This is a genomic window from Micromonospora sp. NPDC000668, from assembly GCF_042897975.1.
In the GTDB taxonomy this organism is placed as follows: Bacteria; Actinomycetota; Actinomycetes; order Mycobacteriales; family Micromonosporaceae; genus Micromonospora.
Window position 1 is genome coordinate 1,130,601 of the sequence record NZ_JBIAYP010000001.1, and the last position, 23,679, is coordinate 1,154,279.

The 23,679-nt window shown below is 67.2% G+C and carries 22 protein-coding genes and 1 pseudogene; 8 read left to right on the forward strand and 15 right to left on the reverse strand.

Annotated features, from left to right (window positions below):
• Positions 1-176: 176 nt before the first annotated feature.
• The 4 genes from ACFY29_RS05315 to amcA all read right to left on the reverse strand — a co-directional run bounded on the left by ACFY29_RS05315 (position 177) and on the right by amcA (position 3,638).
• Positions 177-2,297: a hypothetical protein gene (locus tag ACFY29_RS05315; RefSeq protein ID WP_386984636.1), complete on the reverse strand. Its 2,121-nt coding sequence runs from the start codon at positions 2,295-2,297 to the stop codon at positions 177-179.
• Between the two features lie 185 nt (positions 2,298-2,482).
• A complete protein-coding gene (locus ACFY29_RS05320; protein WP_386983607.1) occupies positions 2,483-3,133 on the reverse strand; it encodes an FtsX-like permease family protein in 651 nt (216 codons plus the stop codon).
• Positions 3,130-3,477, reverse strand: a complete 348-nt coding sequence (locus ACFY29_RS05325) for a hypothetical protein (RefSeq protein WP_386983609.1) — start codon at positions 3,475-3,477, stop codon at positions 3,130-3,132. The genes ACFY29_RS05320 and ACFY29_RS05325 overlap by 4 nt, the downstream gene beginning before the upstream one ends.
• A complete protein-coding gene (gene amcA, locus ACFY29_RS05330; RefSeq protein ID WP_386983611.1) occupies positions 3,474-3,638 on the reverse strand; it encodes a multiple cyclophane-containing RiPP AmcA in 165 nt (54 codons plus the stop codon). The genes ACFY29_RS05325 and amcA overlap by 4 nt, the downstream gene beginning before the upstream one ends.
• A 415-nt stretch (positions 3,639-4,053) precedes the next feature.
• On the opposite strand from amcA, the gene ACFY29_RS05335 reads away from it, so the two are divergent.
• From ACFY29_RS05335 to ACFY29_RS05355, 5 genes are all read left to right on the forward strand, one after another.
• Positions 4,054-5,400, forward strand: a complete 1,347-nt coding sequence (locus ACFY29_RS05335; RefSeq protein ID WP_386983613.1) for a hypothetical protein — start codon at positions 4,054-4,056, stop codon at positions 5,398-5,400.
• A complete protein-coding gene (locus ACFY29_RS05340; protein WP_386983615.1) occupies positions 5,397-5,972 on the forward strand; it encodes a flavoprotein in 576 nt (191 codons plus the stop codon). The genes ACFY29_RS05335 and ACFY29_RS05340 overlap by 4 nt, the downstream gene beginning before the upstream one ends.
• A gap of 1,345 nt (positions 5,973-7,317) precedes the next feature.
• Positions 7,318-7,707, forward strand: a complete 390-nt coding sequence (locus ACFY29_RS05345) for a recombinase family protein (RefSeq protein ID WP_386984638.1) — start codon at positions 7,318-7,320, stop codon at positions 7,705-7,707.
• The gene (locus ACFY29_RS05350; protein ID WP_386984640.1) at positions 7,628-7,966 is read left to right on the forward strand and encodes a recombinase family protein; all 339 of its coding nucleotides are present in this window, start codon (positions 7,628-7,630) and stop codon (positions 7,964-7,966) included. The genes ACFY29_RS05345 and ACFY29_RS05350 overlap by 80 nt, the downstream gene beginning before the upstream one ends.
• Before the next feature lie 153 nt (positions 7,967-8,119).
• On the forward strand, positions 8,120-8,458 hold the full coding sequence (locus ACFY29_RS05355) for a hypothetical protein (RefSeq protein ID WP_386983617.1): 339 nt from the start codon (positions 8,120-8,122) through the stop codon (positions 8,456-8,458).
• A 433-nt stretch (positions 8,459-8,891) separates the two neighbouring features.
• Here the strand turns inward: ACFY29_RS05355 and ACFY29_RS05360 are convergent, their stop codons facing one another.
• Both ACFY29_RS05360 and ACFY29_RS05365 read right to left on the reverse strand, forming a co-directional pair.
• Entirely contained in the window at positions 8,892-9,872 is a 981-nt protein-coding gene (locus ACFY29_RS05360) for a hypothetical protein (RefSeq protein ID WP_386983619.1), read from the reverse strand.
• Positions 9,873-10,332: 460 nt separating this feature from the next.
• The gene (locus tag ACFY29_RS05365) at positions 10,333-10,641 is read right to left on the reverse strand and encodes a hypothetical protein (protein ID WP_386983621.1); all 309 of its coding nucleotides are present in this window, start codon (positions 10,639-10,641) and stop codon (positions 10,333-10,335) included.
• Between the two features lie 424 nt (positions 10,642-11,065).
• Here ACFY29_RS05365 and ACFY29_RS05370 point away from each other — a divergent pair, with 424 nt between their 5' ends.
• Both ACFY29_RS05370 and ACFY29_RS05375 read left to right on the forward strand, forming a co-directional pair.
• A complete protein-coding gene (locus ACFY29_RS05370; protein WP_386983623.1) occupies positions 11,066-11,740 on the forward strand; it encodes a hypothetical protein in 675 nt (224 codons plus the stop codon).
• 31 nt (positions 11,741-11,771) lie between these two features.
• Positions 11,772-12,389 carry a helix-turn-helix domain-containing protein gene (locus ACFY29_RS05375; protein ID WP_386983625.1) on the forward strand — a complete coding sequence of 206 codons (618 nt, stop codon included), beginning with the start codon at positions 11,772-11,774 and terminating at the stop codon, positions 12,387-12,389.
• Positions 12,390-12,511: 122 nt separating this feature from the next.
• On the opposite strand, the gene ACFY29_RS05380 is transcribed toward ACFY29_RS05375, so the two are convergent.
• Positions 12,512-13,363 carry an ATP-grasp domain-containing protein gene (locus ACFY29_RS05380; protein ID WP_386983627.1) on the reverse strand — a complete coding sequence of 284 codons (852 nt, stop codon included), beginning with the start codon at positions 13,361-13,363 and terminating at the stop codon, positions 12,512-12,514.
• A 136-nt stretch (positions 13,364-13,499) separates the two neighbouring features.
• A complete protein-coding gene (locus ACFY29_RS05385) occupies positions 13,500-14,711 on the reverse strand; it encodes a restriction endonuclease (RefSeq protein WP_386983629.1) in 1,212 nt (403 codons plus the stop codon).
• Positions 14,712-15,144: 433 nt separating this feature from the next.
• On the opposite strand from ACFY29_RS05385, the pseudogene ACFY29_RS05390 reads away from it, so the two are divergent.
• A pseudogene (locus ACFY29_RS05390) lies at positions 15,145-16,232 on the forward strand (IS110 family transposase).
• Between the two features lie 142 nt (positions 16,233-16,374).
• Here ACFY29_RS05390 and ACFY29_RS05395 read toward each other — a convergent pair.
• The 7 genes from ACFY29_RS05395 to ACFY29_RS05425 all read right to left on the reverse strand — a co-directional run bounded on the left by ACFY29_RS05395 (position 16,375) and on the right by ACFY29_RS05425 (position 23,422).
• Positions 16,375-17,877 carry an NAD-dependent succinate-semialdehyde dehydrogenase gene (locus ACFY29_RS05395; RefSeq protein WP_386983631.1) on the reverse strand — a complete coding sequence of 501 codons (1,503 nt, stop codon included), beginning with the start codon at positions 17,875-17,877 and terminating at the stop codon, positions 16,375-16,377.
• A 78-nt stretch (positions 17,878-17,955) separates the two neighbouring features.
• Positions 17,956-18,783 carry a glucose 1-dehydrogenase gene (locus ACFY29_RS05400; RefSeq protein ID WP_354968360.1) on the reverse strand — a complete coding sequence of 276 codons (828 nt, stop codon included), beginning with the start codon at positions 18,781-18,783 and terminating at the stop codon, positions 17,956-17,958.
• A 25-nt stretch (positions 18,784-18,808) separates the two neighbouring features.
• Complete coding sequence (locus tag ACFY29_RS05405) at positions 18,809-19,423, reverse strand: hypothetical protein (RefSeq protein WP_354968359.1); 615 nt, start codon at positions 19,421-19,423, stop codon at positions 18,809-18,811.
• A gap of 33 nt (positions 19,424-19,456) precedes the next feature.
• Positions 19,457-20,515: an ABC transporter ATP-binding protein gene (locus ACFY29_RS05410; protein ID WP_386983634.1), complete on the reverse strand. Its 1,059-nt coding sequence runs from the start codon at positions 20,513-20,515 to the stop codon at positions 19,457-19,459.
• The gene (locus tag ACFY29_RS05415; RefSeq protein ID WP_354968381.1) at positions 20,512-21,321 is read right to left on the reverse strand and encodes an ABC transporter permease; all 810 of its coding nucleotides are present in this window, start codon (positions 21,319-21,321) and stop codon (positions 20,512-20,514) included. Before ACFY29_RS05415 ends, ACFY29_RS05410 begins: the two co-directional genes overlap by 4 nt.
• A 5-nt stretch (positions 21,322-21,326) precedes the next feature.
• Positions 21,327-22,121, reverse strand: a complete 795-nt coding sequence (locus ACFY29_RS05420) for an ABC transporter permease (RefSeq protein WP_386983636.1) — start codon at positions 22,119-22,121, stop codon at positions 21,327-21,329.
• Between the two features lie 119 nt (positions 22,122-22,240).
• Complete coding sequence (locus ACFY29_RS05425) at positions 22,241-23,422, reverse strand: PotD/PotF family extracellular solute-binding protein (RefSeq protein WP_386983638.1); 1,182 nt, start codon at positions 23,420-23,422, stop codon at positions 22,241-22,243.
• Positions 23,423-23,679: the final 257 nt, after the last annotated feature.

Consider the following 23,679-nt stretch of genomic DNA (forward strand, 5'->3'; position numbering starts at 1 on the left):
CCGGCAAGCAGGTGGGCGAGCCACCCCTCGGCTGGTGGTGTACGCGCCGGGAACCGGCCGCGGCACCGAGGGCCAACCGCCACGGGCCGTCGCGACCGGCCGGTGGCGGGAGCGGATACGGCGGGCGGGCCCGCACCGGTGATCCGGTACGGGCCCGCCGTCGGCCGCCGTGGCGGCTACTTGTTTCCGGTGTTGCTGACCCGGAACGTGTAGTCCGCGTCGAGGAAGGTCAGGTCGCCGGTCGGCAGGTTGGAGACCAGGACGGCGAAGTCGTCCTGGTTGCCGTTGGCGCACCTGGTCTTCAGGTTGCTGGCGGTGAACTGGTCCCCGGTGGACCGGTAGACCCAGTTGCCCGCGCCGTCGGTGGTCTCCCCCGCCGTGGTGGTGCCGGGCGTGAGGTCGCAGTGCGCGACCACCTGGACAATCCAGTTGTTGTCCTGGGTGCCGGTGGTGGTGAACCAGTCACCGGTCGCCGAGGAGAGGACGGCGTCGGCGCCGTTGACCCGCACGTCGTCGACGAACCAGCCGGTGTCCAGGTAGGCGGCGTCGGTGGAGTAGCGGAACCGGACGTCGGTGGCGCCCGCCGGCACGGCGGCGGTGAGGTGCACGTAGACCGGGTCGTCCACGAAGTACGCGCCGCCGGAGGTGCCGGTGAGGCCGTTGCCCTCGGTGTTGTTGCCGTGCGGGTTGTCGTCGGTGGTTACGACCTGCTCCGCGTCATTCCGCAGCGGCACGGTGACCCAGTCGCCGCCGACCAGGGCCTCGACGAAGCCGTAGTCCCAGCCCTCCTCGATGAAGTTCCAGCTCCAGAAGTCCAGTGAGGTGACCGGGCCGGCGGTGTCGACGTCGAGGATGTTGTCGGACTGGCTCTCGTAGCCGGCGTACCAGTGGGTGGTGCCGGTGTGCGGGGCGATCGTCGTCTCATCCTCGCCGTCGAAGGCGAGCGCGACGGTCGGGCCCGGGTTGCGGAACCGCTCGACCGACATGCCGAACGGCACGGCGGTGGTGTCTGGCCGGTTCTTCAGCCGGGCCCACTTCGCCTCCGGGGTGGCTCCCTGGTAGCTGCCCCGGCCCGCCCAGAAGGAACCGTCGGCGATGTCGATGGTCCACGACGTGTCGGCGGGGTCGCCGAAGTTGAATGCCTTGATGTCGTAGACCGGCGAGTCCTCGTCGTCCAGGTAGACCGCCACCGACCAGTCCCGGAACAGGGCCTCGGCGCTGCGCAGGTTGGCACCCGTCGCCGCGTTGAAGGTGTTGATGGCGTTCTGCACGCCGGCCATGTCGTCGGCCTGCTCTTCGAAGATGGTCTTGATGAGCAGGTCACCGCCGGCGGCGTCGTACTGCTTGTCCGGGGTGTAGGTGCCGTCGCCGTTGCCGCCGGCCTGCTCCCAGAGGTACTGGAAGTAGGTGAACGCGGCGCCGTAGTTGGCCAGCGTGCCGCCCCACCGGGTCAGCGAGGTCTCCTCGTAGAAGACCTGGTGGTTGGTCAGGTGCGAGCCGCCGGCGTCGAGCCCGTTGAGGAAGATGGCGAAGTCGGCCAGCCCCTCGTCGACCCAGGAGAGCTCGCCCGGGTCGCTGTAGTTGTGCAGCAGGTGCTCCAGCTCGTGGGCGACGGTGCCCTCGTACAGCTCGGGCCGGTCGTTGGCCGGGTCGGCGTCGCGCCACGGCGCGTCGTTCGGCCCGACCCGGTTGGCCCAGTCGAGGGCGTCGACCACGATGACGTTCATCCCGTTGCTGTCGATGAAGTCCGGGGCGAAGTAGCCCGCCGTGTAGGACGTCTGCGCGCAGTCGTAGTACGCCTCGTCCTGGATGTTGTAGAGGACCATCACCAGCGAGTCGCTGGCCGGCTCGTCAGGGTCGGCCGCGTCCATCAGGCCGAAGTGCTCCTCGTCCACGGCGACGATCTGGCCGGCGAGCTTGTCGCCGACGTAGTCGATCTGCCCCTGGGTGAGGGCGAACTGGGCCGCCGTGGCGGTGGCGCAGGGGGTGAACCCGTCGGCCGGGTTGTGGTCGAATTGCGGGTCCAGGCTGGCCACCCCGGCCGGCGCGGAGCCATCCAGCGGGGTGCCCTCCGGGACGTAGATGTAGACCGGGGTGCCGTCGGGGGTGGTGTTGGCGTACACCCGGGTGAAGTCCTGGTTGTACGTCCCACCCGCCGCGCTGTCGTTGATCGGCAGCGTGATGGTCGGCTCTCCGGGAAGGTTCAAGTGGTCGTGCGCCTGTGCGGGGGCCGAGACCGTGAAGGCGAGCGCGGTCACGCCCGCCATCGCGGCCGCGATCCGGCTCGCTCGTTTCATTCGCACGCGGCTGCCTCCTGCGGGTGAGGCTGGGCGGATCGGGCCGCCCAGTCGTCGATGTAACGCTTTTGAGCCCTGCGACGCTGCCTCAAAACCGCGCCTGACCAGGGAATATGGGCTCAGCAGACCACTTCGGGCGGTGACTGCGCAGGCCCCCCAGGTCACAGCTGCGTCACGAAGACGAGTCATCCGGCGGGTTCGGTGATTGCCCGGCGGCGCAGCAGCCGCCAGGTCGGCGCGACGCTCGCCGCGAGCGCGAGAAGCAGGCACAGGCCGACGACGCCACCGATCACCGGCCACGGCACGACCAGGTCGATCGGCGTCCTGATCTGCTCGGCGAGGCCGGCCCGGATGCTCAGCAGACCGGCGAACGCCACGGACCCGCCGAGCACCGCGCCGATCAGCACCACCAGCGCCGACTCCGCCGCGACCAGCCGGACGACCTGCCGCCGGGTCGCCCCGGCCAGCTGGACCAGCCGCAGGTCGGCGGCCCGCCCGGCCGCGGCCATCAGCAGCGTGTTGACCACCGCGATGCCCCTGTAACCGGCCGACACCCCGATCAGCAGCAGGGTGGCGAGCCAGACCGGCCGGTCCTCTGCCTGGTCCGCCTCGGCGGCCCAGGCGGCCACGTCGACCACCCGCGCCCCGGGCGGCGGGTCGACCGGTTCGGCCAGGTAGACCGCCGACGTCAGCGCCGAGGAGTCGTGCGCCCGTACGGCGGTCCGGGGCAGGAGCAGGTCACCGGCCGCAAAAGCTGGTCGGCTGCACGACCAGGGTGTGGAAACTGCTGCGATCGCCGGACGGCCGGTCGCGTTGACGGCACCGATGGCGTTCACGATGACGGCTCCTCGGCCGGCGTGCCTTCCACGATGGTGACGCGGTAGGCGTGGGTCTGCCGGGCGGGCCAGCCGAGGAACCGGTCGAACATGTCCGCGGCGCTGCCCGTCACGCTCGGGTTGAGCCGGTGCAGATCGTCGATCGCGTCGTGCAGACAGGCGGCCAGATAGAGGAACAGGCTCACCGGCGCCTCCTGGTACTCGGCCAAAAGCGCGAGCTTCGCCGCGCCGCAGGGCCATGGCTGCCCGCACCGGCGGCACAGCCACAGCGGACGCATCGGCAGGTGCTCCACCCCGGCCGGTGTGCTCCGGTGCGCCGCGGGACGGCGCTGCGGCCCGGTCACCGGCGGCCACCCTCGCGGGCCTGCTGATCGAACAGTCGACGCCACACGTGGGTAAGCAGGGGCGGATCAGCAGGCCGCCCCGGCCCCTGGGAGGACGCCCGCCCGGGCTCGGGACACCGGGACTGGTCGCCATTCGCGTTACGCGAGACGTACACCGTCATGCCGATACCCCTTCCGAGGCGATGAGCGGTGAGCTCGCCGGGAAAGGGCGAGCCCACCGCCGCACCTCGGCGGCCGGGGGCAACCGCCGATCACCCACCCACGCAGCCCTTATGGCGGTATGCAGGCGGGGAATCAACCACACGCGTGCTGGGGCGGCCTGGGACGGCACCGGCCGAAGCACCAAGGCGAATTCCTGGCCCCCAGCGACTGCGTCGTTCATCCGAAGCTCCCTGGCGTGAGGCTGTGATTGCGTGCCGGCCGCCTACTCGCCGAGAGCGGCGGGCCAGCCCAATCAGGTTCGCTTGGTGAGCGCGGCAAGGGGAATGTCCTGTCGGTGCACTCACGGTGCACCTGCGAGCACGCCAAGTGCCGTTACGATCATCCGGCCAACTGTCCCCTTTGAGAGGACGTGCGATGGCCGCGGTGACGACCTGGACCGGCCGAGAAGCGAGCGCGTTGCGTCAGGCGTTGCGGATGAGCGTTACCGGCTTCGCCGAGCACCTCGGCGCGGCACGGCGAACGGTGGCCAAGTGGAGCAGCCAAGGCAACAAGGTCCGTCTGCGTGCCGACATGCAGGCAGCTCTCGACACAGTGCTGGCGCGGGCCACCCCGGACGTCCGCGAGCGCTTCGAAGCACTGGTGACAGCGGGTATCAGCGATACACTTGCGGACCCAGCGACGCTACCTCTCACAGACACGCACACCCATACTGGCGAAAGCGGCATTCACGACTTCGACTCGGACGGCGACGTGCGGCGCAGAACTCTCCTGACGGGCGTGACGATCAGCGGCATCACCCTGCCGAACTTCGCACCCCTGCTCGAAGCACTGGTCGCACCACGACCTGACAACGCCGAGCCGATTGCCTTACCCCTCCGGCAATTCGCTCGGGGCGTGGCCGCCGCGAAAATCGACTATCAGGCGTGCCGTTACGAGCAGGTTCTCGCCGGGCTCGTGGCCCTGTTGCCCGCCTTGGAACCAACTCGTGCGGACGCCGAGGGTGAGCAGCGGGCACAGGTCGACGCCTTGGCCAGCGACCTCTACCATGTCGTCGGCAGCGTGCTCCTCAAGGTGGGTGACAAAGGCATGGCCTTGGTCGCCGCAGAACGCAGCACCCGCGCCGCTGCGATCAGTCAAGACCCGGTGGCGATGGCTGCAAGCGCCCGGATCATGACCCACGCCCTGATGAGCAACGGCCACAGCAATCAGGCACAGCAGCTCGCTGAAGACGCGGCCGAGACCCTCCGACGCGGCACCCGACTCGCCTCGACCGACGCGGTCGCCGTCTATGGCGCGCTGCTGCTGCGCGGTGCTATCGCCGCCGCCCGCAACGACAATCGAGACAGCGCAGGGGCCATGCTCGATGAGGCCTCCCATGCCGCCAACCGCCTAGGCTACGACGGCAACGATCGATGGACCGGCTTCGGTGCCACCAACGTCCTGCTGCACCGCGTCAACATCACGCTGACCCTGGGCGACGCAGGCACCGCCATCGCGCTGGCCCGCGAGGTGCCGCTGGACAAGATCGGCCTTACCGAACGCAAGGCCTCCCTGTTCGTCGACGTGGCCCGGGCCTACACGCAGTGGGGACGCTACGAGCACGGCCTGAACGCGCTTCGTAGCGCGTATGAGGTGGCACCGGGGGAGATTCGGTGCCGGCCAACGGTCCAGCACATCGCCAGCGACCTGGCAGTCCTTACCCGGGGGCACGTTCGCAGCGCTGTCCTTGACTTCGCCCAGCACGCCGGGATCCGTGTATGACTCGCGCCCACCTGCAGATCGTCGTCTGCGCTGCCGGGCCCGCCGCAGACGTGACACAACTGGTCACCACCGCGACGCAACAGTCTTGGACGACGGCGGTCACCGCCACCCCCAGCGGCCTCGACTTCATCGACGCCGAAGCGATAGAGCGGCTAACCGGGCACCCGGTCCGGTCCACCTACCGGTCGTCCCCCGGCACACGCCGATCCCTCCCCGCCGCAGACGCGCTCATCATCGCCCCCGCCACCTACAACTCCGTCAACAAGATCGCCCTCGGCATCGCTGACAACTATGCGATGACGACGATCGCCGAGCTGATCGGCCGGCATGTGCCCACCGTGGTCGTCCCGTTCGTCAACGCCGCACTGGCCGCCCGCGCACCCTTCCAACGTGCCGTGGCGGGCCTCCGCGATGAGCGCGTCCGGGTCCTTCTCGGGACCGACGACGGGTGGGAGCCACACCCGCCCGGCAGCGGCAACAGCCGGCAGCAGGCCTTCCCTTGGGCTACGGCGTTCGAAGCAGCAATCCGGTTGGCCGCTAAAGCGCCGGGCGGTAGCAGCGATTGCAGCTAGACATCTCTCAACGGCAAAGCGGTTCACCGTGAGGCCGGCTGGGCGTAGGCAGGTGCCGCCAGGAAGCTGCATGCTCCCAATCTGCTCCCAATTTAAGGGCAACAGCGCGAAAGCCCGTTACCGGTGGTTCCGGTGACGGGCTCGCTACCTGCAAATATTCATGGTGGGCGAAACTGCGATCGAGCCAGTGACCTCTATGGTGTGAACGAAGCGTCCTCCCACTGAGCTACTCGTCCGCAATGCGGCAACGGAACGCCAGCACCAAAGGGTGCTCGCCACATCCCGACCACTTCAACGGCTTGATAGTTACGTACATCTAACGTGCGCCCTGTTTGACCAGCGGCCGATGCCTCACGGCACCGGCCGCTTTTTCATGCCCTGACGCCAGAACAGCACACATCGAGCTCCCGGAGGACCTCACCCATGACAACCCAGGGAACTGCTACGGCACCAGCCAGCCACGCATCAAGGCACGGCGCCACAACGCCGCGCCGCATCGGCACCGGGCCTGCCATCGCCCTCCCACCCGCCCCGTTCCGAATCGAAGTAGCCGAAGTCAAGGCGCGAGCGACGCATGACGACCAGCTAGTGAGTCGACCCGGTCGACCGCCGGACGGAGGCGCATGACGCAGCCTTCCAGTCACCCGCACAAACGACGGAGACGACCCGGCCCGGCGACCGCACCGAACGAGCAACTTGACCGACCTGGCGGAGACAAGCGTGCATGGACGGTCGACAACGTCGACGGCAGCACAACCACTGGGGTTCGCAGTGCGGTGACTCCAGCTCAACCACCCGAGCTACACCCACAGGCAGCCGCCGCCCTACTGAAGCTGCTCATACACCTCAACGACCGCCACACCGACAACTCACTCGAAGCAGGAGAGCGGATGACCTCCCCTCAATCAAAACCCTTTGCCTTCTACGGCCGCGTCTCCACCGAGGACAACCAAGACCCGGAATCGTCGCGAAGCTGGCAACTCACCCGGGCAACGGCCCTCATCCAGCCCCACGGCGGCTGCATCGTCACCGAGTACTTCGACGTCGGCCAGAGCCGCTCCCTGCCCTGGCAACGCCGACCCCAGGCCAACACCCTCCTCACGGCGCTGCGCGACCCACGTCGAGGCTTTTCCGCAGTCGTTGTTGGGGAACCGCACCGGGCCTTCTATGGCAACCAGTTCGGTCTCACAGTGCCTCTCTTCGCGCACTACGGGGTCGCACTCTGGGTGCCGAGATCGGCGGCCCCATCGACACCGACAACGAGGCACACGAACTTGTCATGTCCGTCTTCGGCGGCATGAGCAAGGGCGAACGCAACCGGATCAAGCTGCGCGTCCGCACCGCCATGGCCGCTCAGACACTCCTGGAAGGTCGGTACCTCGGCGGACGCCCGCCATACGGCTACACACTGCGTGAACTCGCCCCTCACCCCAACCCCGCCAAGGCGGCCGACGGCAAGAACCTTCGCGGACTCACCCCAGATCCCCAGACCGCCCTCGTCGTCCGTCGGATCTTCGACGAGTTCCTCGCCGGCTACGGGCTCTTCGCCATCGCCGAAGGACTCACCGCCAACCACGTCCCCTGCCCCTCGGCACGACCGCGCACGGAATCCACACCGCAGCGGCATCGCCTGGTCCAAGAGCGCCATACGCGTCATCCTCACCAACCCCCGCTACACCGGCCGGCAGGTATGGAACAAACAACGCACCGACGAAGTCCTCCTAGACGTCGATGACGTAGCACTGGGCCACACCGGGGTCATGCGCTGGAACACCCGTGACAAATGGGTATTCTCCAAAGACATCACACACCCACCCCTGATCGATGACGACACCTTCGAGCAAGTCCAAGCCCTGCTCAGCCGTCGCGCGCGAGCCGTCGACCGCCAGGAACGCCAACGCCGCACCCGCAACCCCTATGTCTTCCGCGGGATGATCTACTGCGCCGCCTGCCAGCGCCGTATGCAAGGCCAGTACAACCACGGTGCCGCCTAATACCGCTGCCGTTTTCCTCAGGATTACGCCCTCGCCAACGAGGTGGAACACCCCCGCAACGTCTACCTGCGCGAGGACGCCCTCAGCGACCCACTTGACCAGTGGCTGGCATCCGCATTCGCCCCGGACTACCTCGAACAAACGATCACCGCCATGGCCGACGCCCAGCCCGTGGATCAACTCACGCCAGTTACGGCCGCAGCCCGGGCCACTATCGCGGCCTGTGACACAAAGCTCGCGCAGTACCGGTCTGCCCTCGACGCGGGCGTAGATCCCGTGGTGGTCACCGGCTGGATCATCCAGACCCAGGCCGAACGGGCACGAGCCGAAGCCGATCTTCAATCGACCCAGCGAGCGGAGCCACGCCGGATGAGCCGCTCCCAGATCGCCGGCTTGGTTCGAGCGCTCGGCGACATCGTCACCGTGCTGCGCGACGCCGACCCCGACGACAAAGCCGAGGTCTACCGGCAGCTAGGTCTCCGGCTGACCTAACAGATAGAACACAAACGGTGCGCGCTGCAGTGGATCTCAGCGCGCACCGTGGGGTTATGGTTCGTGTCCGAGGGGCGACAAGAACCATTGCCCCACCGCCGATGACGATCGGCAAGACTTTCAAGCTCACACAAGCGTAGGCGCCTTGGGTGACCTCTTCGGGGACGCCGAAGAGGTCACCGGCAGAGAAGTGCTAGTCATCCACTTGCCCGGGTTCCCCGATTCGGGAAGATTTCAGGCGAATATGGGATTGCCTATCGACCTTCGCCGCGTTCCCGGATTGGTCGACCGGTTGGAACCCTTCCGGTGCGTCCGGGTGGATTCCGGACCGGGCGCTGAGGTCCAGGACGCAGTGGAGACCCTGCGCAAGTTCAAGCCTGGACGTGGGCGAGCCGATCGCCGCGTTCGCCGACGAAGAGAACGTCTGTTTGGTCTACCGGTCACGTGCCTCATCGGGCGTCCTGGGCTGTCGCCGACTGGCGGGGCGGGGAATGCTTGATCCGTCTTGCCTTTGCCGGTAATTGGACATTGAATCATAGCGAGGCAAATCTCCTGCTAACTCCTGAATATCTACGAGACATTGCCTGTAATGCTCGCGGCCATATGGCATATCGCGTAAATAGGCATAGAGGCCTGGTTGTATTTGTTCGAGTCTTCGGGCAAGGTTTCGCAATCCTCCCACACTTCTGGGTGAAAGGGTCAGGGAATTGTCTATGGCTGGGTCGACTTGGCAAAGCAGGTCAAAGGCTTGGGCCGGAAAGGCTTCTGAAATAACGTGCGGCGTGCCGTCGGTGCGACAGATGCTGTACTTGGCATCAACTACAGCAGCGCCTTCCAGAAAGAATTTAGTTTTCAAGACGCGGTGTGCAAATCCATGGGAAAGTCCAAGAACTTGCTCGACAAACTTGCCGCGCTCCCGTTCGGCGCGTGCTTCTTCTATGAGACGACCGCGAGCTTCGCCATGGCAATCGTATACGCGGTGACCCGAACGTCCATGCTGAATGGACTGCTCGCCCCCTACCTCATCTTGGAGGTACACAAGGTCATGATACTCATTAATTCCGTGTGCCAATTCATGTACTAGGATACTTTCGGTGAGCTCGCTACCGTTTATTGCTTCCAATCCGGCGTGACGTGGAACGAGCGCAACGTCATGGGATGCCTTGTAGCTCCCGTTAAGACCGTCTAATTCGCCCATCTTCTCCGCTAGTCGCGTGTCAGCCTCATTAAGCAATTTGTAAGGGGCAATCCGTAGACCTCGACTTAAGAAGAACGACTCAACTCGCCGTATGTTTATACCCCCGACCGAATTGGCCAGTGCATCAAGCAGGTATTGCTGGTGTGCATGCAGGCCTGCCTCAGGCGCCGTCGAGCGGACTTTAATGCTGGGGATGAGGCGCACACCCTTTTGCATGAAAAGGAGTCGAGGTTTTTCGGACATAAGAGGCTGTGGCCATGGTGCTACGTCTGGCTCTGGAATTCTTCTGAGGGATTCTCTTTCAAAACCAGTCATATCTTCACGGCTTCTTCCGGCCATCGCCAGCCCTGACTGCTGGACCTGCCGCGATGGGTGAATACCAACCAGGGCGCCGAGGCCCTCCTCCGACAGCGGGCGCTATTCCGACACCATGTGATGATGCTTCCGCACTTGTGCTGGCCGGGCAATGACGACGTTGCCCTGGGTCGGATATGCGACTCAGCGCGTCGTGGCCCGCGTTCAGGTGCGCCTTGCTGCCGACGCTCTCCTGCTTCTGCTCACGCTTCAAGCCGTCCCATCGGGTCTTGAAGGACTGGGCTAAACGCACGCCCCGGAGCAGGAGGCCGAGGCGCCTGCGGTTAGGCCAACTCCTGCCTCTTGGTAACACTCTCCAGCATCAGAGAATGAACCCGCCCACCGAGTGATGTGAGCCGTCCGGCAGGCAAATCTCCGCCGAGACGGCACCCCAGTCCATGACGACTGTCCATGTTTCTCGAGCAGGACCATGACCTATCAGGTTGGCCCCGGCATCTTCGCCGAAGACGATGGACCGCTCGAACGGGAACTGGTATCCGCCGTCACGCTCCCTCACCTTGATGCGCCATCCAGTGCAGTCGCTGTCGCTGTCATCGACGATCAGGTGCCGGACGCCATCGACGTCGCTCGCGAAGTGATACGCAGGAAGTGCTCGGGTTGGCTCATGCACGTCTCCAAGTCTGACGGAAGCGAGGGCCCGACGGCGAGAGGGCACCTGGTGAAAGCATGTGGAGCGGGGACCCGACACCGGCAAGCGCGACTAACATGTTCCGAAATTTTGCGCGTCGTTGGCGGCTCAGCAGCTCCGGCGGCACCTTTGCGGCCCCGGTGTCCGTCACGGCCAGATTCCAGGGCGGACGAAGGCGCGGGCCTGACCACCATCAGCCCTTGGCATGCACGGTGCCGCGACGTGACCGGCGTTCCTGGCGGCCCTGCTACACCGGCTGCCGCGCGACCTGCTGCGCCGAGTGCGGCTGCTGGTGCGCTCCGACTCGGTGCTGCGCTGGCATCGCGATCTGGTCGCCCGCCGTCACGCGGCCGTTTCCCGACCCAAGCGCCCGGGTCGACCGCGCACTGTGCACTCCGCCCGGGCCTTGGTGCTGCGCCTGGCGCGGAAGACTCCCAGCTGGGGCTACCGGCGCCTGCACGGCGAACTGCTGGTGCTGGGGGTGAAGGTGGCCGCGTCCACCGTCTGGGAGATCTTGAAGAAGGCCGGGATCGACCCGGCGCCCGAGCGGGCTGCCAGCACCTGGTCCGACTTCCTGCGCTCCCAGGCGGACGCCCTGCTGGCATGTGACTTCCTGGAGACAGTCACCCTAACGGGAGCGTGGATGTACGTGTTCGCGGTGATTGAGCACGCCAGCCGCCGAATCCACATCCTGCGCGCCACCCCGCATCCAACCACCGCAGGGGTGGCACAGGCGGCGAAGAACCTCGTCATGGACCCCGAAGGCAACGGCTCTCGGGCGCGGTTCATGGTCCGCGACCGGGTTGGCAAGTTCCCCGATATGTTCGACGCCATCCTCGCCGACGCGGACATCGACGTCGTGTTCAGCGGCATCCAGATGCCGAGAATGAACTCGATCATGGAACGGTGGGTCCAGACCTGCCGCCGTGAACTACTGGACCGGACCCTGATCTGGAACCAGCGGCACCTGCTCCACGCCCTTCGCGAGTTCGAACAGTTCTACAACGGACACCTGTCAGGCTCGAAAATTCGGTGCGGGTCTGTGACGTGCGCCTTTGTGCGAGGTCTGCCCCGGCGGTAGCGGCAACGATGGGGTCATGACCGCTTCGCTGGTGTACCTGCTCCTGCGCCAGATCTTGCAGATGCTCACCCAGCTCGCCCGCGACGGCGGCGCGATAGACGTCGAACTGCTCGTGTTGCGCCATCAGGTGGCGGTGCTGCGCCGGCAGGTGCACCGCCCCGATCTGCAGCCCGAGGATCGGGTGGTGCTGGCGGCGTTGTCACGGCTGCTGCCCCGACCGCAATGGTCAGCGTTCTTCGTCACCCCAGCAACGCTGCTGCGCTGGCACCGGCAACTGATCGCCCGACACTGGACCTATCCGCATGCGCGGCGCGGCCGGCAACCGGTCGACCGGGAGCTCCGCAAGCTGGTGCTGCGTCTGGCCGCGGAGAACCCCACAGGCCGGCGAACGCCGATCCCGGGCAAGGGCATCCTCCGACCGCTGTGGGACCTCGGCCGACGTACGGCTGCGGGCGACCCCGATCTGCGCGTGGCACGCATCTGGGTGGAGTCCGCTCCAGCGTTGTCACCAGGCACCACCGAGTCGGTCCGCCTGGGCCCGCTGTCCCCGGCCCTCTGGCGGCACCTGCAGCCGGTGACGATCACCATGCACGAGGGCCGGCCCGTGGCAGGAAAGGCCACCATCATCGAGGCGTCGAATGCGCGCTGACGTCGGCATGATCTGACGCTGGCGTCGCACCCGTCTTTTCACCGACGATAGTTGGGCTCCCTCAGGCTGCCGCGCGCACGGTCGGCGGCAAGAGCGGATGTTCAGGCAGACAGTGTTGCCGATCAGCGGGCTCGAGCAAGCAGGGCCGTGATCATCGTTTGAGGTTCGATGGTGGTTGGTCGGTCGCTAACCTGCCCGTCGCCGAGTTCGACGACCCGCCATACGCCGTCCGTGCGGAGAGCGAGGTCCACGGTGACGAAGGGCAGGCCGAGCCCGGCGATCAACGGTGCGATCGGGGCCAGGTCGATCTCGACCGGCGCCGAATCGTTCGGGCTGTCGGGATGCGGTCCGATCAGGACGCATACGCCGTCGACCCACCATGTGCGTACTTCGGCGGAGGCGAACCGCTCGAAGCGCCGCAGCACGAACCCGCCCACGAAGTCGTTCTCGCGCAGTTCGAGAAACCGGCTCGCCACGCTCCGCGCAGCCGCACCGTCCTCGAGGTCTGGGATGAACGCGGCCTCGTCCCAGTAGTGCTTCATCGACTTGCTGTAGTCACGCAGCACCGCCGGTCCCGCGCCCAGTTCGACACGCGCGCGGTCGAAGTCCGCCCGCTCCGAGCCCGTGGTCCACACCGACGGCGGGGTGACCGCAGCCAGAGCGGCATACCAGCCAGGCAGCTCATGTGCCCGCCGGTACTGCTCCCCACCAGTCCTCAACACCACCCCGCGCTCGGCGAGAATCTCGGCGAAAGTGGCGTACTGCTCGCTACGCAGCATCCAGCCGCGGTACACGGCCATACCGCTGCCTGAGACCGATGCGACCGCCCGACGCACATCTCCGCCCTGCACCAACGCGTCGTGGTCGACCACCGCCACATCGAGCCCGGCAGCACGTGCGGCCTGTGCCTCCGTCGCGAAATGCCCGTCCGGGTGGCGCGGCCGTAGAGGGTTCGCGGGAACCAACAGGATCACGCTGTACATCCTGCCCCACACGGCCGTCGACCTCGAACTGTTATCCCGGCCGCCGCCCGGTTCGCGGCATGTGAGTACGCCTGAAAACGCGGTCGAGCCCGTCGTGTTTGCCACCCGCGTCCTCATCGGCCGCTACTCAGCCGTAGAACGAGTCTAGGGTTTCGGGTTCGTGGCGCAGGCGCTCGCCATCCGGGTACGGCACTCCCATCTCCCGGAACCAGACGTGGGCTAGCAGTTCGGTGTGGTGGTAGTACACCGCTGTGGAACGCAGCGACTCGAATGAGCCGGGCGCCTCGCTCAGGTTCTCCAGCGCCCGGTGCAGGTACCGCAGTGCACGCTCGTGATGTCCCGGATACCGGCCGGTGCGGCCTGGCGCGGACAGATCGGTAGCGTTGATCGCGGCCGTGATCCGGTCGGCGACACCTTGGCAGTACTCCTTCACGATCTGCCGCGCGGTGACCGCCCGGACTGCGTCCGGGTCGTGTACGCCCGCTTCGGCGAGGTCGGCGGCCGCGGCACCGACCGGCGATACCGTCCCGTCCCGGCCGATCGTGAACAGGTACACGCCGATCTCCGCGGCTGCCTCGCACGTCGCAGTCGTGTACCCGGATGTCGAGTAGAACAGGTGATGGGGTGAGTGCGGCCGGGTACCGCGCAGCTGGTGCACCTGCGGGGCACCTACCGGCTGCGCCTGCATCTTTACCTGGGCGACACCGGTCCCGGCGACGACGTCGAGGCCACCGTCGCGATTGCCACCGGTCAGTTCCGCATCGGCGAAGCCGAGCGCCCGCATGTGGGCGGCGGCGATCTCCTCACTGGTACGCCAGTCCGACGGCAGGAAGCGCTGCGCCGGCATAGCCCCACATGCGGACGCGGCGGCGTCCAGGTCGGGAAGCGCGGGCACCTCGGGCTGCTCGGGAAGCAACTTGATCTGCCCGGCCGCGCCCTTGGTGATGAGCTGTTTTAGCCGGTCGAGCCGGTCGAGCCCGTCGTCGTCGGAGAAGACCTTGATACCGAACCTGCGGCGGTTGTTAGCGGTGACATCGAAGGCCCAGCCGGCGTTCGGCCAAGTCGCGCCCGGGCTGCCCCACATCCAGCTCGGGCACGGCGGCCCGGTGCAGAACTTGACCGCGCCGGTGGCGCGTTCGACGAGAATCCACCGTCGCATCGTCCGGGCAGCGACGAACTGCGCAGTACCGTCGCGGGTTAGCCTGGACAACCTGTCATCGTCGGCCTGGACCTGGACCGCAGCCTCGGCGATGAGCTCAACGTGGTCGTCCGGTTCGATCTTGGCCAGCAGCCGGGCGCCAGCGTCCGGGTGTAGCGGCCGGGAACCACGCGTCCGCAAATAAGTCCGGTAGGCCCACGCCGCGCGGGCATCCTCCCTCAGCCGGTCAGGCCCTGGGCCATCAGCCACAGAGGCCGGACCGGATGTGCCGGGAAGATGTTCCGTCACGGAAACCTCCAGAACAACGCGAGGGGCAGCCAGTGGATCATGCAGGATTCACGATCACCCGTCGACCGCCAGCGCCCCGGTCGCCTGTGATGTCCGCCACCACACTGAGCGGGCACCCTCACTCGGCGCCGACGGAGCCGGCAGCAGGCGGCGGAGCGCGACAGCGGCCCCGACGCTGGCGTGGCGGCCGCGAGATCTTGGTAACCCACGCACAGCTCATGCCTTGCTGCAACAAGGGCACCATCACAGTTCTGACCGCCCTGCCGGCCCGGCGATGGCCATCCGCCGTCCCGAGCCACCAGGAGACAAACGGTCCATGTCCAGCATGCCAAACCCCGCCCCGGACAGTCAGCCCGACCCGACCGGCGAGGAGGTCATCCTCGGCGTCGACACCCACAAGGACGCCCACGTCGCCGCAGTGACCACTCCGCTCGGCGTCCAGGTTGCCTCTGCCAGCTTCCCGACCACCGCCGCCGGCTACCGCGACCTGCTGGCCTGGGCACGTGGTTTCGGCGACCTCCGACGCGCCGGTGTCGAGGGAACCGGCTCCTTCGGCGCGGGCCTGGCCCGCTACCTGCGCAACCAGCGTCTGACCGTGATCGAGGTCAACCGCCCCGACCGCGCGGCGCGCCGCCGCCACGGCAAGACCGACACCATCGACGCGATGGCCGCCGCCCTGGCGGTGCTGTCCGGCCGGGCCACCGCCACCGCAAAGACCGCCGACGGGCCGGTGGAGATGCTGCGCATGCTCCGCCTGGCCAGAGCCTCCGCGGTGAAGTCCCGCACCCAGGCGGTCAACCAGCTCAAGGCCGTAATCGTCACCGCCGCAACGACGCTACGCGACACCTTGACCGGCCTGTCCGACACAGCGTTGATCCGCCACTGCGCCGCCCTGCCCGACACCGCCCCGACCGACGTGGCCACCGCCACCGTCTACACCCTGCGCCGCCTGGCCCAGCGCATCCAGGCACTCACCGCCGAGGAACGCGAATTCCAGCGCCAGATCACCGCCGTGCTGAACTCGAACGCACCACAGCTGCTGCAACGTCACGGGATCGGCCCGGACAGCGCCTCCGCGCTGCTGGTCACCGCAGGTGACAACCCCGACCGGATGCACAGCCAGGCGTCCTTCGCCGCACTATGCGGCGTCAACCCGATCGAGGCGTCCTCGGGCAAGACCGCCGGCGCCGACTCAACCGCGGCGGTGACCGCCGCGCCAACGCCGCCCTCTACCGCATCGCCCTGACCCGATCACGCGGTGACCAACGCACCCGCGACTATCTCGACCGACGCAGCAGCCAAGGCCTCACACGCCGCGAAGCCATGCGATGCCTCAAGCGCTACATCGCCCGCGAGATCTACCACCTGCTCCGCCAGCTCGATCCCGTAGATCCGACCTCACGAACCGCTTGACAGAACATAGGGGCATCGGAGCCCTCCGGCCGCATCGCCGTCCGGTCGGACCGCCACTGGCGGGCTGCGGCGCGAGGTGTCCGGTCGGGCAAGGCAGGTGCCCTGGCGGGCTGGCAAGCGGCCGCCGCAGCGCCTCCGACCGCTACACGTTCGCGGCGACGTACTTCGTCTCCAGGTACTCCTCGATGCCCTCGCGGCCACCCTCACGTCCGACCCCGGACTGCTTCATTCCGCCGAACGGGGCTGCGGGGTTGGACACGATGCCCTGATTGAGGCCGACCATGCCGAACTCCAGCGCCTCAACCACGCGGAAGCAACGCCGCATGTCGGAGGTGTACACGTAGGCGGCGAGACCGTACTCCGTGGAGTTCGCAATCGCCAGCGCCTCCTGCTCGCTCGAGAAGGATGCGATGGGTGCGATGGGACCGAAGATCTCTTCCCTGAACACCCGGGCCCCTGGGTCCACGCCAGCGATGACGGTGGGCTGATAGTAGTAGCCACCCCCGTCGAGAGCGTCGCCCCCGGCGAGCACCCGACCGCCTCGCTGACCCGCGTCATCGACGAACGCCCGCATACTGTCCCGCGCCTTCGCGGTGATCAGCGGCCCTACCTGGACGCCGGGTTCGGTGCCGCGCCCGACCTTCAACGCGCGCATCCGTACGGCCAGGCGTTCCGCGAAGTCGGCCGCGATTGACTCTGCGACGAGGAACCGGTTGGCCGCCGTGCAGGCCTCCCCGATGTTCCGCATCTTCGCGATCATCGCTCCCTCGACCGCCGCGTCCAGGTCGGCGTCGTCGAAGACGATGAACGGCGCGTTGCCGCCGAGTTCCATCGACACGCGTAGCACCTGATGGGCCGACTGAGCGATGAGGGTGCGACCGACCTCCGTCGACCCGGTGAACGACATCTTGCGGAGGCGCGGATCGGCGATGAGCGGTGCGGTCACCTCACCCGCGGTGGAGGAGGTGATCACATTGAGGACACCGTCGGGCAGACCGCCGTCGGACAGGATCTTGGCCAGTGCCAGCATGGAGAGCGGCGTTTCCCGGGCCGGCTTGACGACCATGCTGCACCCGGCGGCGATCGCCGGTCCGATCTTGCGCGTACCCATGGCCATCGGGAAGTTCCACGGCGTGATCAGCAGGCACGGCCCGACGGGCTGCTTCATCACCATCAGCCGGCCCTGCCCGTTCGGCGCGACGGCGTAGCGCCCGTCGATCCGTACGGCCTCCTCGGAGAACCAGCGCAGGAACTCCGCCGCGTAGACGATTTCCGCCTTCGACTCCGCGAGCGGCTTACCCATCTCGAGGGTCATCAGCAGGGCCAACTCGTCAGCGCGGGCGATGAGCTGCTCGAATGCGCGTCGGAGGATGTCCGAACGCTCCCGGGGCGGGCACTTGGCCCAACCCAGCTGGGCCGCGGCGGCCGCGTCAAGCGCGGCCACCGCATCGGCCGGCACCGCATCCGCCACGTGGCACAGAACCTCACCGGTCGACGGGTCGTGCACCGGCAACTGGTGCCCATCCGTCGCCGGCCGCCACCGCCCGGCGATCAGGAGCTCCTTCTCGACCGCCTCGACGACCGCTCGTTCGTCTTCCGTTGAGGGGCTGAGGAACCTGCCCTGTTCGATGGTCGACCGATTCACTTCGTCCTCCGTGTCGCTCTCAACCGGTCACCACGTCAGCCATCGAGGGCCGGGTGCGCGACCGGGTGTCACCCGTGGTCAGCTGTCGGACAGTCCGGGGGTGCGCGGCTCCAGCGGGCGCTCGACCGCCTCCCAGTCGCTCGCCCGGTAGCCAGCGGTGAGCCCGCCGTCGCACATCACGACCGAGCCGGTCATGTACGAGGCGTCGTCGCTGAGCAGGAAGCAGGCCACCGCCGCCATCTCCGCCGGCTCGCCCGGGCGGTCGAGCGGAATGCGAGTCCGGTGCTTGCTCCAGATCGCGACGTCGTCCACCTCGGCCACCGTCGCCCGGGTGCGGACCCAGCCCGGCGCGAGGGCGTTGACCCGGATGCCGTACCGCGCCAGGTCGACGGCGAGCGACCGGGCCAGCGCCATGACGGCGCCCTTCGAGGTGTTGTAGATGATCTGCCCCTCCTCGCCGAAGAGCGAGGCGGTCGACGCGGTCATGACCATGGCCCCACGCCCGCGCCGGCTCATGTGCCGGGCGACGGCGCTCGTGATCGCGTACTGGCCGCGGGTATTCACGCGCATCACCCGGTCGAACTCCTCGATCGGCGTCTCAAGGATGTTCTCCCAGATGCCGATCCCGGCGTTGCTCGCCAGCAGGTCGACCCCGCCGAACGCGTCGCACGCCGCCGCCAGGGCGCGCTCCGCGGTGTCGGCGTCACCGATGTCGCCGGTCACCGTCACGACCTTCGCCCCCGACTCGGCGCGGAGCTTCTCCGCCACCTCCTTCAGGTGGGCCTCATCCTGTGGCGCGGCGAGCAGGCACAGGGATGCGCCTTCGGCCGACAGCCGCTCGGCGATGGCCGCGCCGATGCCGTTGCTGGCACCGGTGACCAGCGCGTTCTTGCCTTCGAATCGCATGATGTCCGCCTCGCGAGCGTCGGGGCTAGAGGATTTCTTCGCCGAGGTTTGCGTAAACGCCTGCGGTACGGAGCACGACGGGCGCCGTCACGTCCTGCAGTTCGCTGCCGATCTCGTCCAGGTGTGCGTAGTCCGGCAGGCCCCACACCGCGATGCACCGCGGGTCCGGGCCGAGGTGGCCGATGCGGTCGGCAACGACATGGAGCTTCAGTGCCGGGTGCTCGCCCGCGCGCTTGTCGAAGAAGGCGGCGACCTCGTCGGGCGTGGCGCCGGGGGCGAAATCGAGGTACTCGGCGTAGTAGGGACCGACCCGGCCGGCGACCGGCTCCCGCAGCGGCCGGTAGAAGCCCGCGCGGTCCAGCCGGCCGACCACCTCCATGGGCTTCTCGAACGCGTCGGCCTCGCCGGACCCGAAGGCCCGCTCCCACTCCCCCAGCAGCTCAAGACCCGCCTTGCGGTTCAGCCACACGGCGAGGTACTCCGGCTCCGGACCGATACGCCAGGTCCGTCCCAGGTTCACCACCAGCTCGTCGTCGCCGTACTGCTTGGCCCACCCCGTCTGCCCGGCGCCTGCGATCGCGTGGAAGTGCTCAATGGAGATGCCGGGACGGCGGGAAATGAATTCGATGTATACGATCATGTGGTGACTCCTCCTCTGCTCGCCGGGGTGTGGTCAGTCGGTGAGAACGTGGACGGGGTGATCGGGCAGAAGGACCCCCACGGTGTCGCCGACGCCGTAGCCCAGGGGCGAGCCGGCCGCCGGCTCCTGCACCCGCAGGGTAATGCCGCCCAGGTCGACGTGGAACTGCACGCAGGATCCGAGAAACGCGATGTCCGAGATGGTGCCGGAGAGTCCTTCGTCGGCGGTCGCCGACAGCCGAAGCAGCTCCGGACGTACCACCAGGGTGGTGTTGCGCTGCGGCAGCTTCTGCCGCAGCCGCAGGCGCTGCCCGGTCTCGACGACCTTCACCTCGCTGCCGTCCCCCGCGCTGTCGAGGGCCTCGACGGCCATCAGATTCGCGTCACCGACGAAACCGGAGACGAACTTGGTGGCCGAGCGGTGGTAGACCTCGGCGGGCGTGCCAATCTGCTCGATGCGGCCCGCGTTCATCACCACGACCCTGTTCGAGAGCGACATGGCCTCCTGCTGGTCGTGCGTGACGTAGACAAACGTGGTGCCCGTCTCCCGGTGGATGCGCCGCAGCTCAGCCTGCATGGTGATCCGGACCTTCTGGTCCAAGGCCGAGAGCGGCTCGTCGAGCAGCAGCACCTTCGGGCGCTTCACCAGCGCCCGGGCCAGACTGATCCGCTGCGACTGGCCGCCGCTGAGCTGGGTCGCCCGCCGGTCGGCGAGATCCTCCAGCCCGACCAGCTCCAGCGCCTCCCGCACGCGTCGCTCGATGTCCTGCTTGCCGACCTTGTCGATCCGCAGCCCGAAGGCGACGTTGTCGAAGACCGACAGATGGGGAAAGAGCAGGTAGCGCTGGAAGACGATGTTGATCGGGCGGCGATGCGGCGGCGCGTCGGTGATGTCTTTGCCGGCCAGGACCACCCGGCCGCGGTCCGGCCGTTCGAACCCGCCGATGATGCGAAGCATGGTGGTCTTGCCGCACCCGCTCGGACCTAGCAGCGACAGGATCTCACCCTCTTGGACGTCGAGGTCCACGCCATGCAGGATCGGCACCTTACCGAAGCTCTTGCTGATGCCCGTCAGGCTGAGAACGGTATTCACGAGGCCTTGACTCCCTTTCGAGCAGCCCTGCCCGTCCGTGCCAGCACGGCGATCACGACGCCGGACAGGAAAGTGACGAGCAGGAGGAGGGTCGCGAACGCATTGATCGACGGATCGATCGCACGACGCATCGCTGAGTAGATGACGAGCGGCACCGTGCTCTGCGGCCCGATGACGAAGAAGGTGATGAAGAATTCGTCGAAGCTCAGGACGAAGGAGAGCATGCCGCCGGCGACGAGCACCGGCCACGTCATCGGCAGTGTGACCCTCGTGAACCTCAGCAGCGACGACGCTCCCAGATCGGCCGCCAGCTCGTCGTACTGCGGGTCGATCCGGTCCAGGACGGACTGAGCGACGAGCAGGAAATACGGGAACGTGTAGACCACGTGCGCGGCGGCCACGGTCCATAGTGAGAGCTCGATGTCGAGCTTGGCGAACCACGCCAGCAGCGACAACCCGAGAAAGAGCCCGGGAAGCGTGATGGGCGCGAAGAACAGCACCGCGAGCCACGGGCGCACCCGGGGACTCACGTGGGTAAGCCCGAACGCCGCCAGCGTGCCCAGAACGGTGGTGGTGATCGCGCAGACGACCGCCACGATCAGACTGTTTCGCAGGGCCGACGTGTAGGTCGGGTCGGTCAGCACCGCCTCGTACCAGCGCAGCGAGAAGCCCTTGATTGGGAGGTTCAGGGTGCTGCTGGAGTTGAACGAGAAAAGCACGACGACCGCGATCGGCAGGTACAGGAAGGCTAGGACGACGGCCAGGTAGAGACCCGGCGACCGTCGCCTGCTCCGCAGAAGACTCATGCCGCTCACCCCTTGATAACCACGGAGTTCAGGCCCAGCACGCGGAGGAACACGGTGACGGCGGCGTAGGCGAGCATGAACAGCAGCAGCACGATGATCGAGGTCGCCGCGCCGAGCGGATAGTTACCGAACTGCGTGAACTGCTGCGAAATCTGCAGCCCAACCATGTTCCCGTCCGTTCCTCCGAGAAACTGCGGGGTGACGTAGTCGCTGGCGGCCAACACGAAGGTGTAGAGGAAGCCGGAGGCCGCCGCCGGCGCGACCAGCGGCAGGACGACGCGGCGCCACCGCTGCATCCGGCCGGCGCCGAGGTCGGCGGCGAGATCGAAGAAGTCGCCTGGGATGTTGCGGAACGCGGCATAGGCGACGAGAGCGACGTACGGCACGAAGATATGTACCAGCGCGATGACGACGGCCGGCTTCGAGAACAGCAGCGATCCGTCCTGCGGGGCCAGACCGATCGGTCCGAGGACCTGCGTGAGCAGCCCGTCCTTGCCGAGGATCACCCGCCAGGCGTAGATGCGGACGAGGTAGCTGGTGAACATCGAGAACACGACGAGCGCTAGCAGCGGGTACTCCATGCGCCCGGCGCGGTACCGAATCGCGTACGCGAGCGGCACCCCGATCGCCAGGGTCAGGGTCGCGGTGACGAACCCGATTCCGAGCGCATTCAGCGTGAGCCGGCGGGTCAACTCCGAACCCACGGCCGAGGCGAAGTTCGACAATGTGACGGTGCCCGTCACCTCGTAGAAGCCGCCCTGCAGGAAGGCGTAGACGGTGAACACCAGGAAGGGAGCCACCAGGAGGAAGCCCAGGACGACAACGGCCGGCAGGGTCAGCAGCCAACCGCGCCGACGAGCCGGTGCGGGTGGCTGTGCCGCGGCGACGTCCGCCTGAGGCGGTACGACGGCCGCAACCATCACACGCCTCCCTGGATGTTCGACCACTCGCTGAGCCACTCCTCGTGCTGCACGATCCCCGACCGCCCCTTGTCTGGGAAGCCGAAGACCGGGGCCTTGGTGAAGAACCCGTCGAGGTTGTCGTACGGGTAGAGCTTCTGCTGTTTGGCAGGCAGCAACTTGACCGCCTCCGGCGAGGTCACGGCCGTGCCGAGCGCCACCGCCGCCTCCGCCTGCACCTCGGGCGAGAGGGCCTGGTTGACCCAGGCGTACGCGGTGTCGCGGTTTTGCGTCGTCTTGGGCACCGCCCACGCGTCACAGGAGGTGTAGGTGCCCTCCTTCGGGATGATGCTTTCCACCTTGGCGCCCTTGTCCCCGGCCCACAGCCCGACCGTCGACCAGCCGGCGAAGGAGGCGATCACCTCACCGCTGACCAGCTGGTTGGTGAGGTCACCGAAGGAGGGCGCGAAGCCCTTGATCTGCCCGCGGAACCGGCGGAGCAGTTCGACGATCTGCTTGAACTGGTCCTGGGTGTAGTTGGGGACGTCGAACCCGAGGATCCGGCCGCCGAGGGTGAACGCGGCCGTCGCGTCCGGGACCCATCCGATCTTGCCCTTGAACTCGGGCTTCAGCAGGTCGAGCCACGAATCGGGCTTCGCCATGCGGTCGGTGCGATAGTCAAGCGTGGTGGCGCTCCAGAACATCGGGATGCCCACCTGGTTGCCGTCGATGTTCCAGAACTTCGCCGCGGCGTCACCCTCGCGGAAGAACGGGAAGAGCTTCGCGGCGTTCGGGATGTGCGCCAGGTCGAGCGGCTCGATGATCTCCAGCGGCTTCTTGGAGTACAGGGGTCCGTACGCCTGGTAATAGGTGATGAGGTCGTAGCCGACGCTGGAGCCGGACTTGATCTTCGCGAGGATGTCGTCGCTCGTCGAGATGTAGGTGGGGTTGACCTTGACGCTCTTCGCGCCCTGCCACGCCTTCATCTTCTGTGATCCGGCGAGGTCGTAGCCCTCCCATGACAGGAAGTTCAGCGCCCCACCGACCTTGTCACCCACCTTGGGCACCGCTGCGGACTCCCCACCGTCGCCGCAGGCGGCCAGGAGGGTCGGCGCGGACACGGCGAGGGCGGCGAGGAGCCCTCCACGGCGCAGCAGACCGCGGCGGGTCAGACCTTGCGCGTTCATCGGCATCTCAGCCATGTGTATCTCCTGTCACACATCGACTTGGTGGGCGCTACTGTTCCACCGCACGGACTGGTTGTCCATAGGGCGGTACAGAGTTTCTTGCCGTCGCCCCTCCGGCACCGACCCGCGATCCCGATACTTGTGCCCGGATGCGGCGGGCGCACCCCTACGACCTGCAATTGTTCGGCTACGACACGTCGGAAACAGATATGCACTGTGGTCTTCACAGCAGCCGCCCTGCTCCGATATAGTCCCGGCCTACGGTCATCCTG

Bases quoted from the DNA above. Each gene is read 5' to 3' on its own strand.
- ACFY29_RS05415 (WP_354968381.1), bottom strand. From the start codon at position 21,321: ATGAGTCTTCTGCGGAGCAGGCGACGGTCGCCGGGTCTCTACCTGGCC.
- ACFY29_RS05335 (WP_386983613.1), top strand. From the start codon at position 4,054: ATGGCCGCGGTGACGACCTGGACCGGCCGAGAAGCGAGCGCGTTGCGT.
- ACFY29_RS05400 (WP_354968360.1), bottom strand. From the start codon at position 18,783: ATGCGATTCGAAGGCAAGAACGCGCTGGTCACCGGTGCCAGCAACGGC.
- amcA (WP_386983611.1), bottom strand. From the start codon at position 3,638: ATGACGGTGTACGTCTCGCGTAACGCGAATGGCGACCAGTCCCGGTGT.
- ACFY29_RS05315 (WP_386984636.1), bottom strand. From the start codon at position 2,297: ATGAAACGAGCGAGCCGGATCGCGGCCGCGATGGCGGGCGTGACCGCG.
- ACFY29_RS05345 (WP_386984638.1), top strand. From the start codon at position 7,318: ATGGCCGCTCAGACACTCCTGGAAGGTCGGTACCTCGGCGGACGCCCG.
- ACFY29_RS05355 (WP_386983617.1), top strand. From the start codon at position 8,120: ATGGCCGACGCCCAGCCCGTGGATCAACTCACGCCAGTTACGGCCGCA.
- ACFY29_RS05340 (WP_386983615.1), top strand. From the start codon at position 5,397: ATGACTCGCGCCCACCTGCAGATCGTCGTCTGCGCTGCCGGGCCCGCC.
- ACFY29_RS05405 (WP_354968359.1), bottom strand. From the start codon at position 19,423: ATGATCGTATACATCGAATTCATTTCCCGCCGTCCCGGCATCTCCATT.
- ACFY29_RS05360 (WP_386983619.1), bottom strand. From the start codon at position 9,872: ATGCAAAAGGGTGTGCGCCTCATCCCCAGCATTAAAGTCCGCTCGACG.
- ACFY29_RS05425 (WP_386983638.1), bottom strand. From the start codon at position 23,422: ATGGCTGAGATGCCGATGAACGCGCAAGGTCTGACCCGCCGCGGTCTG.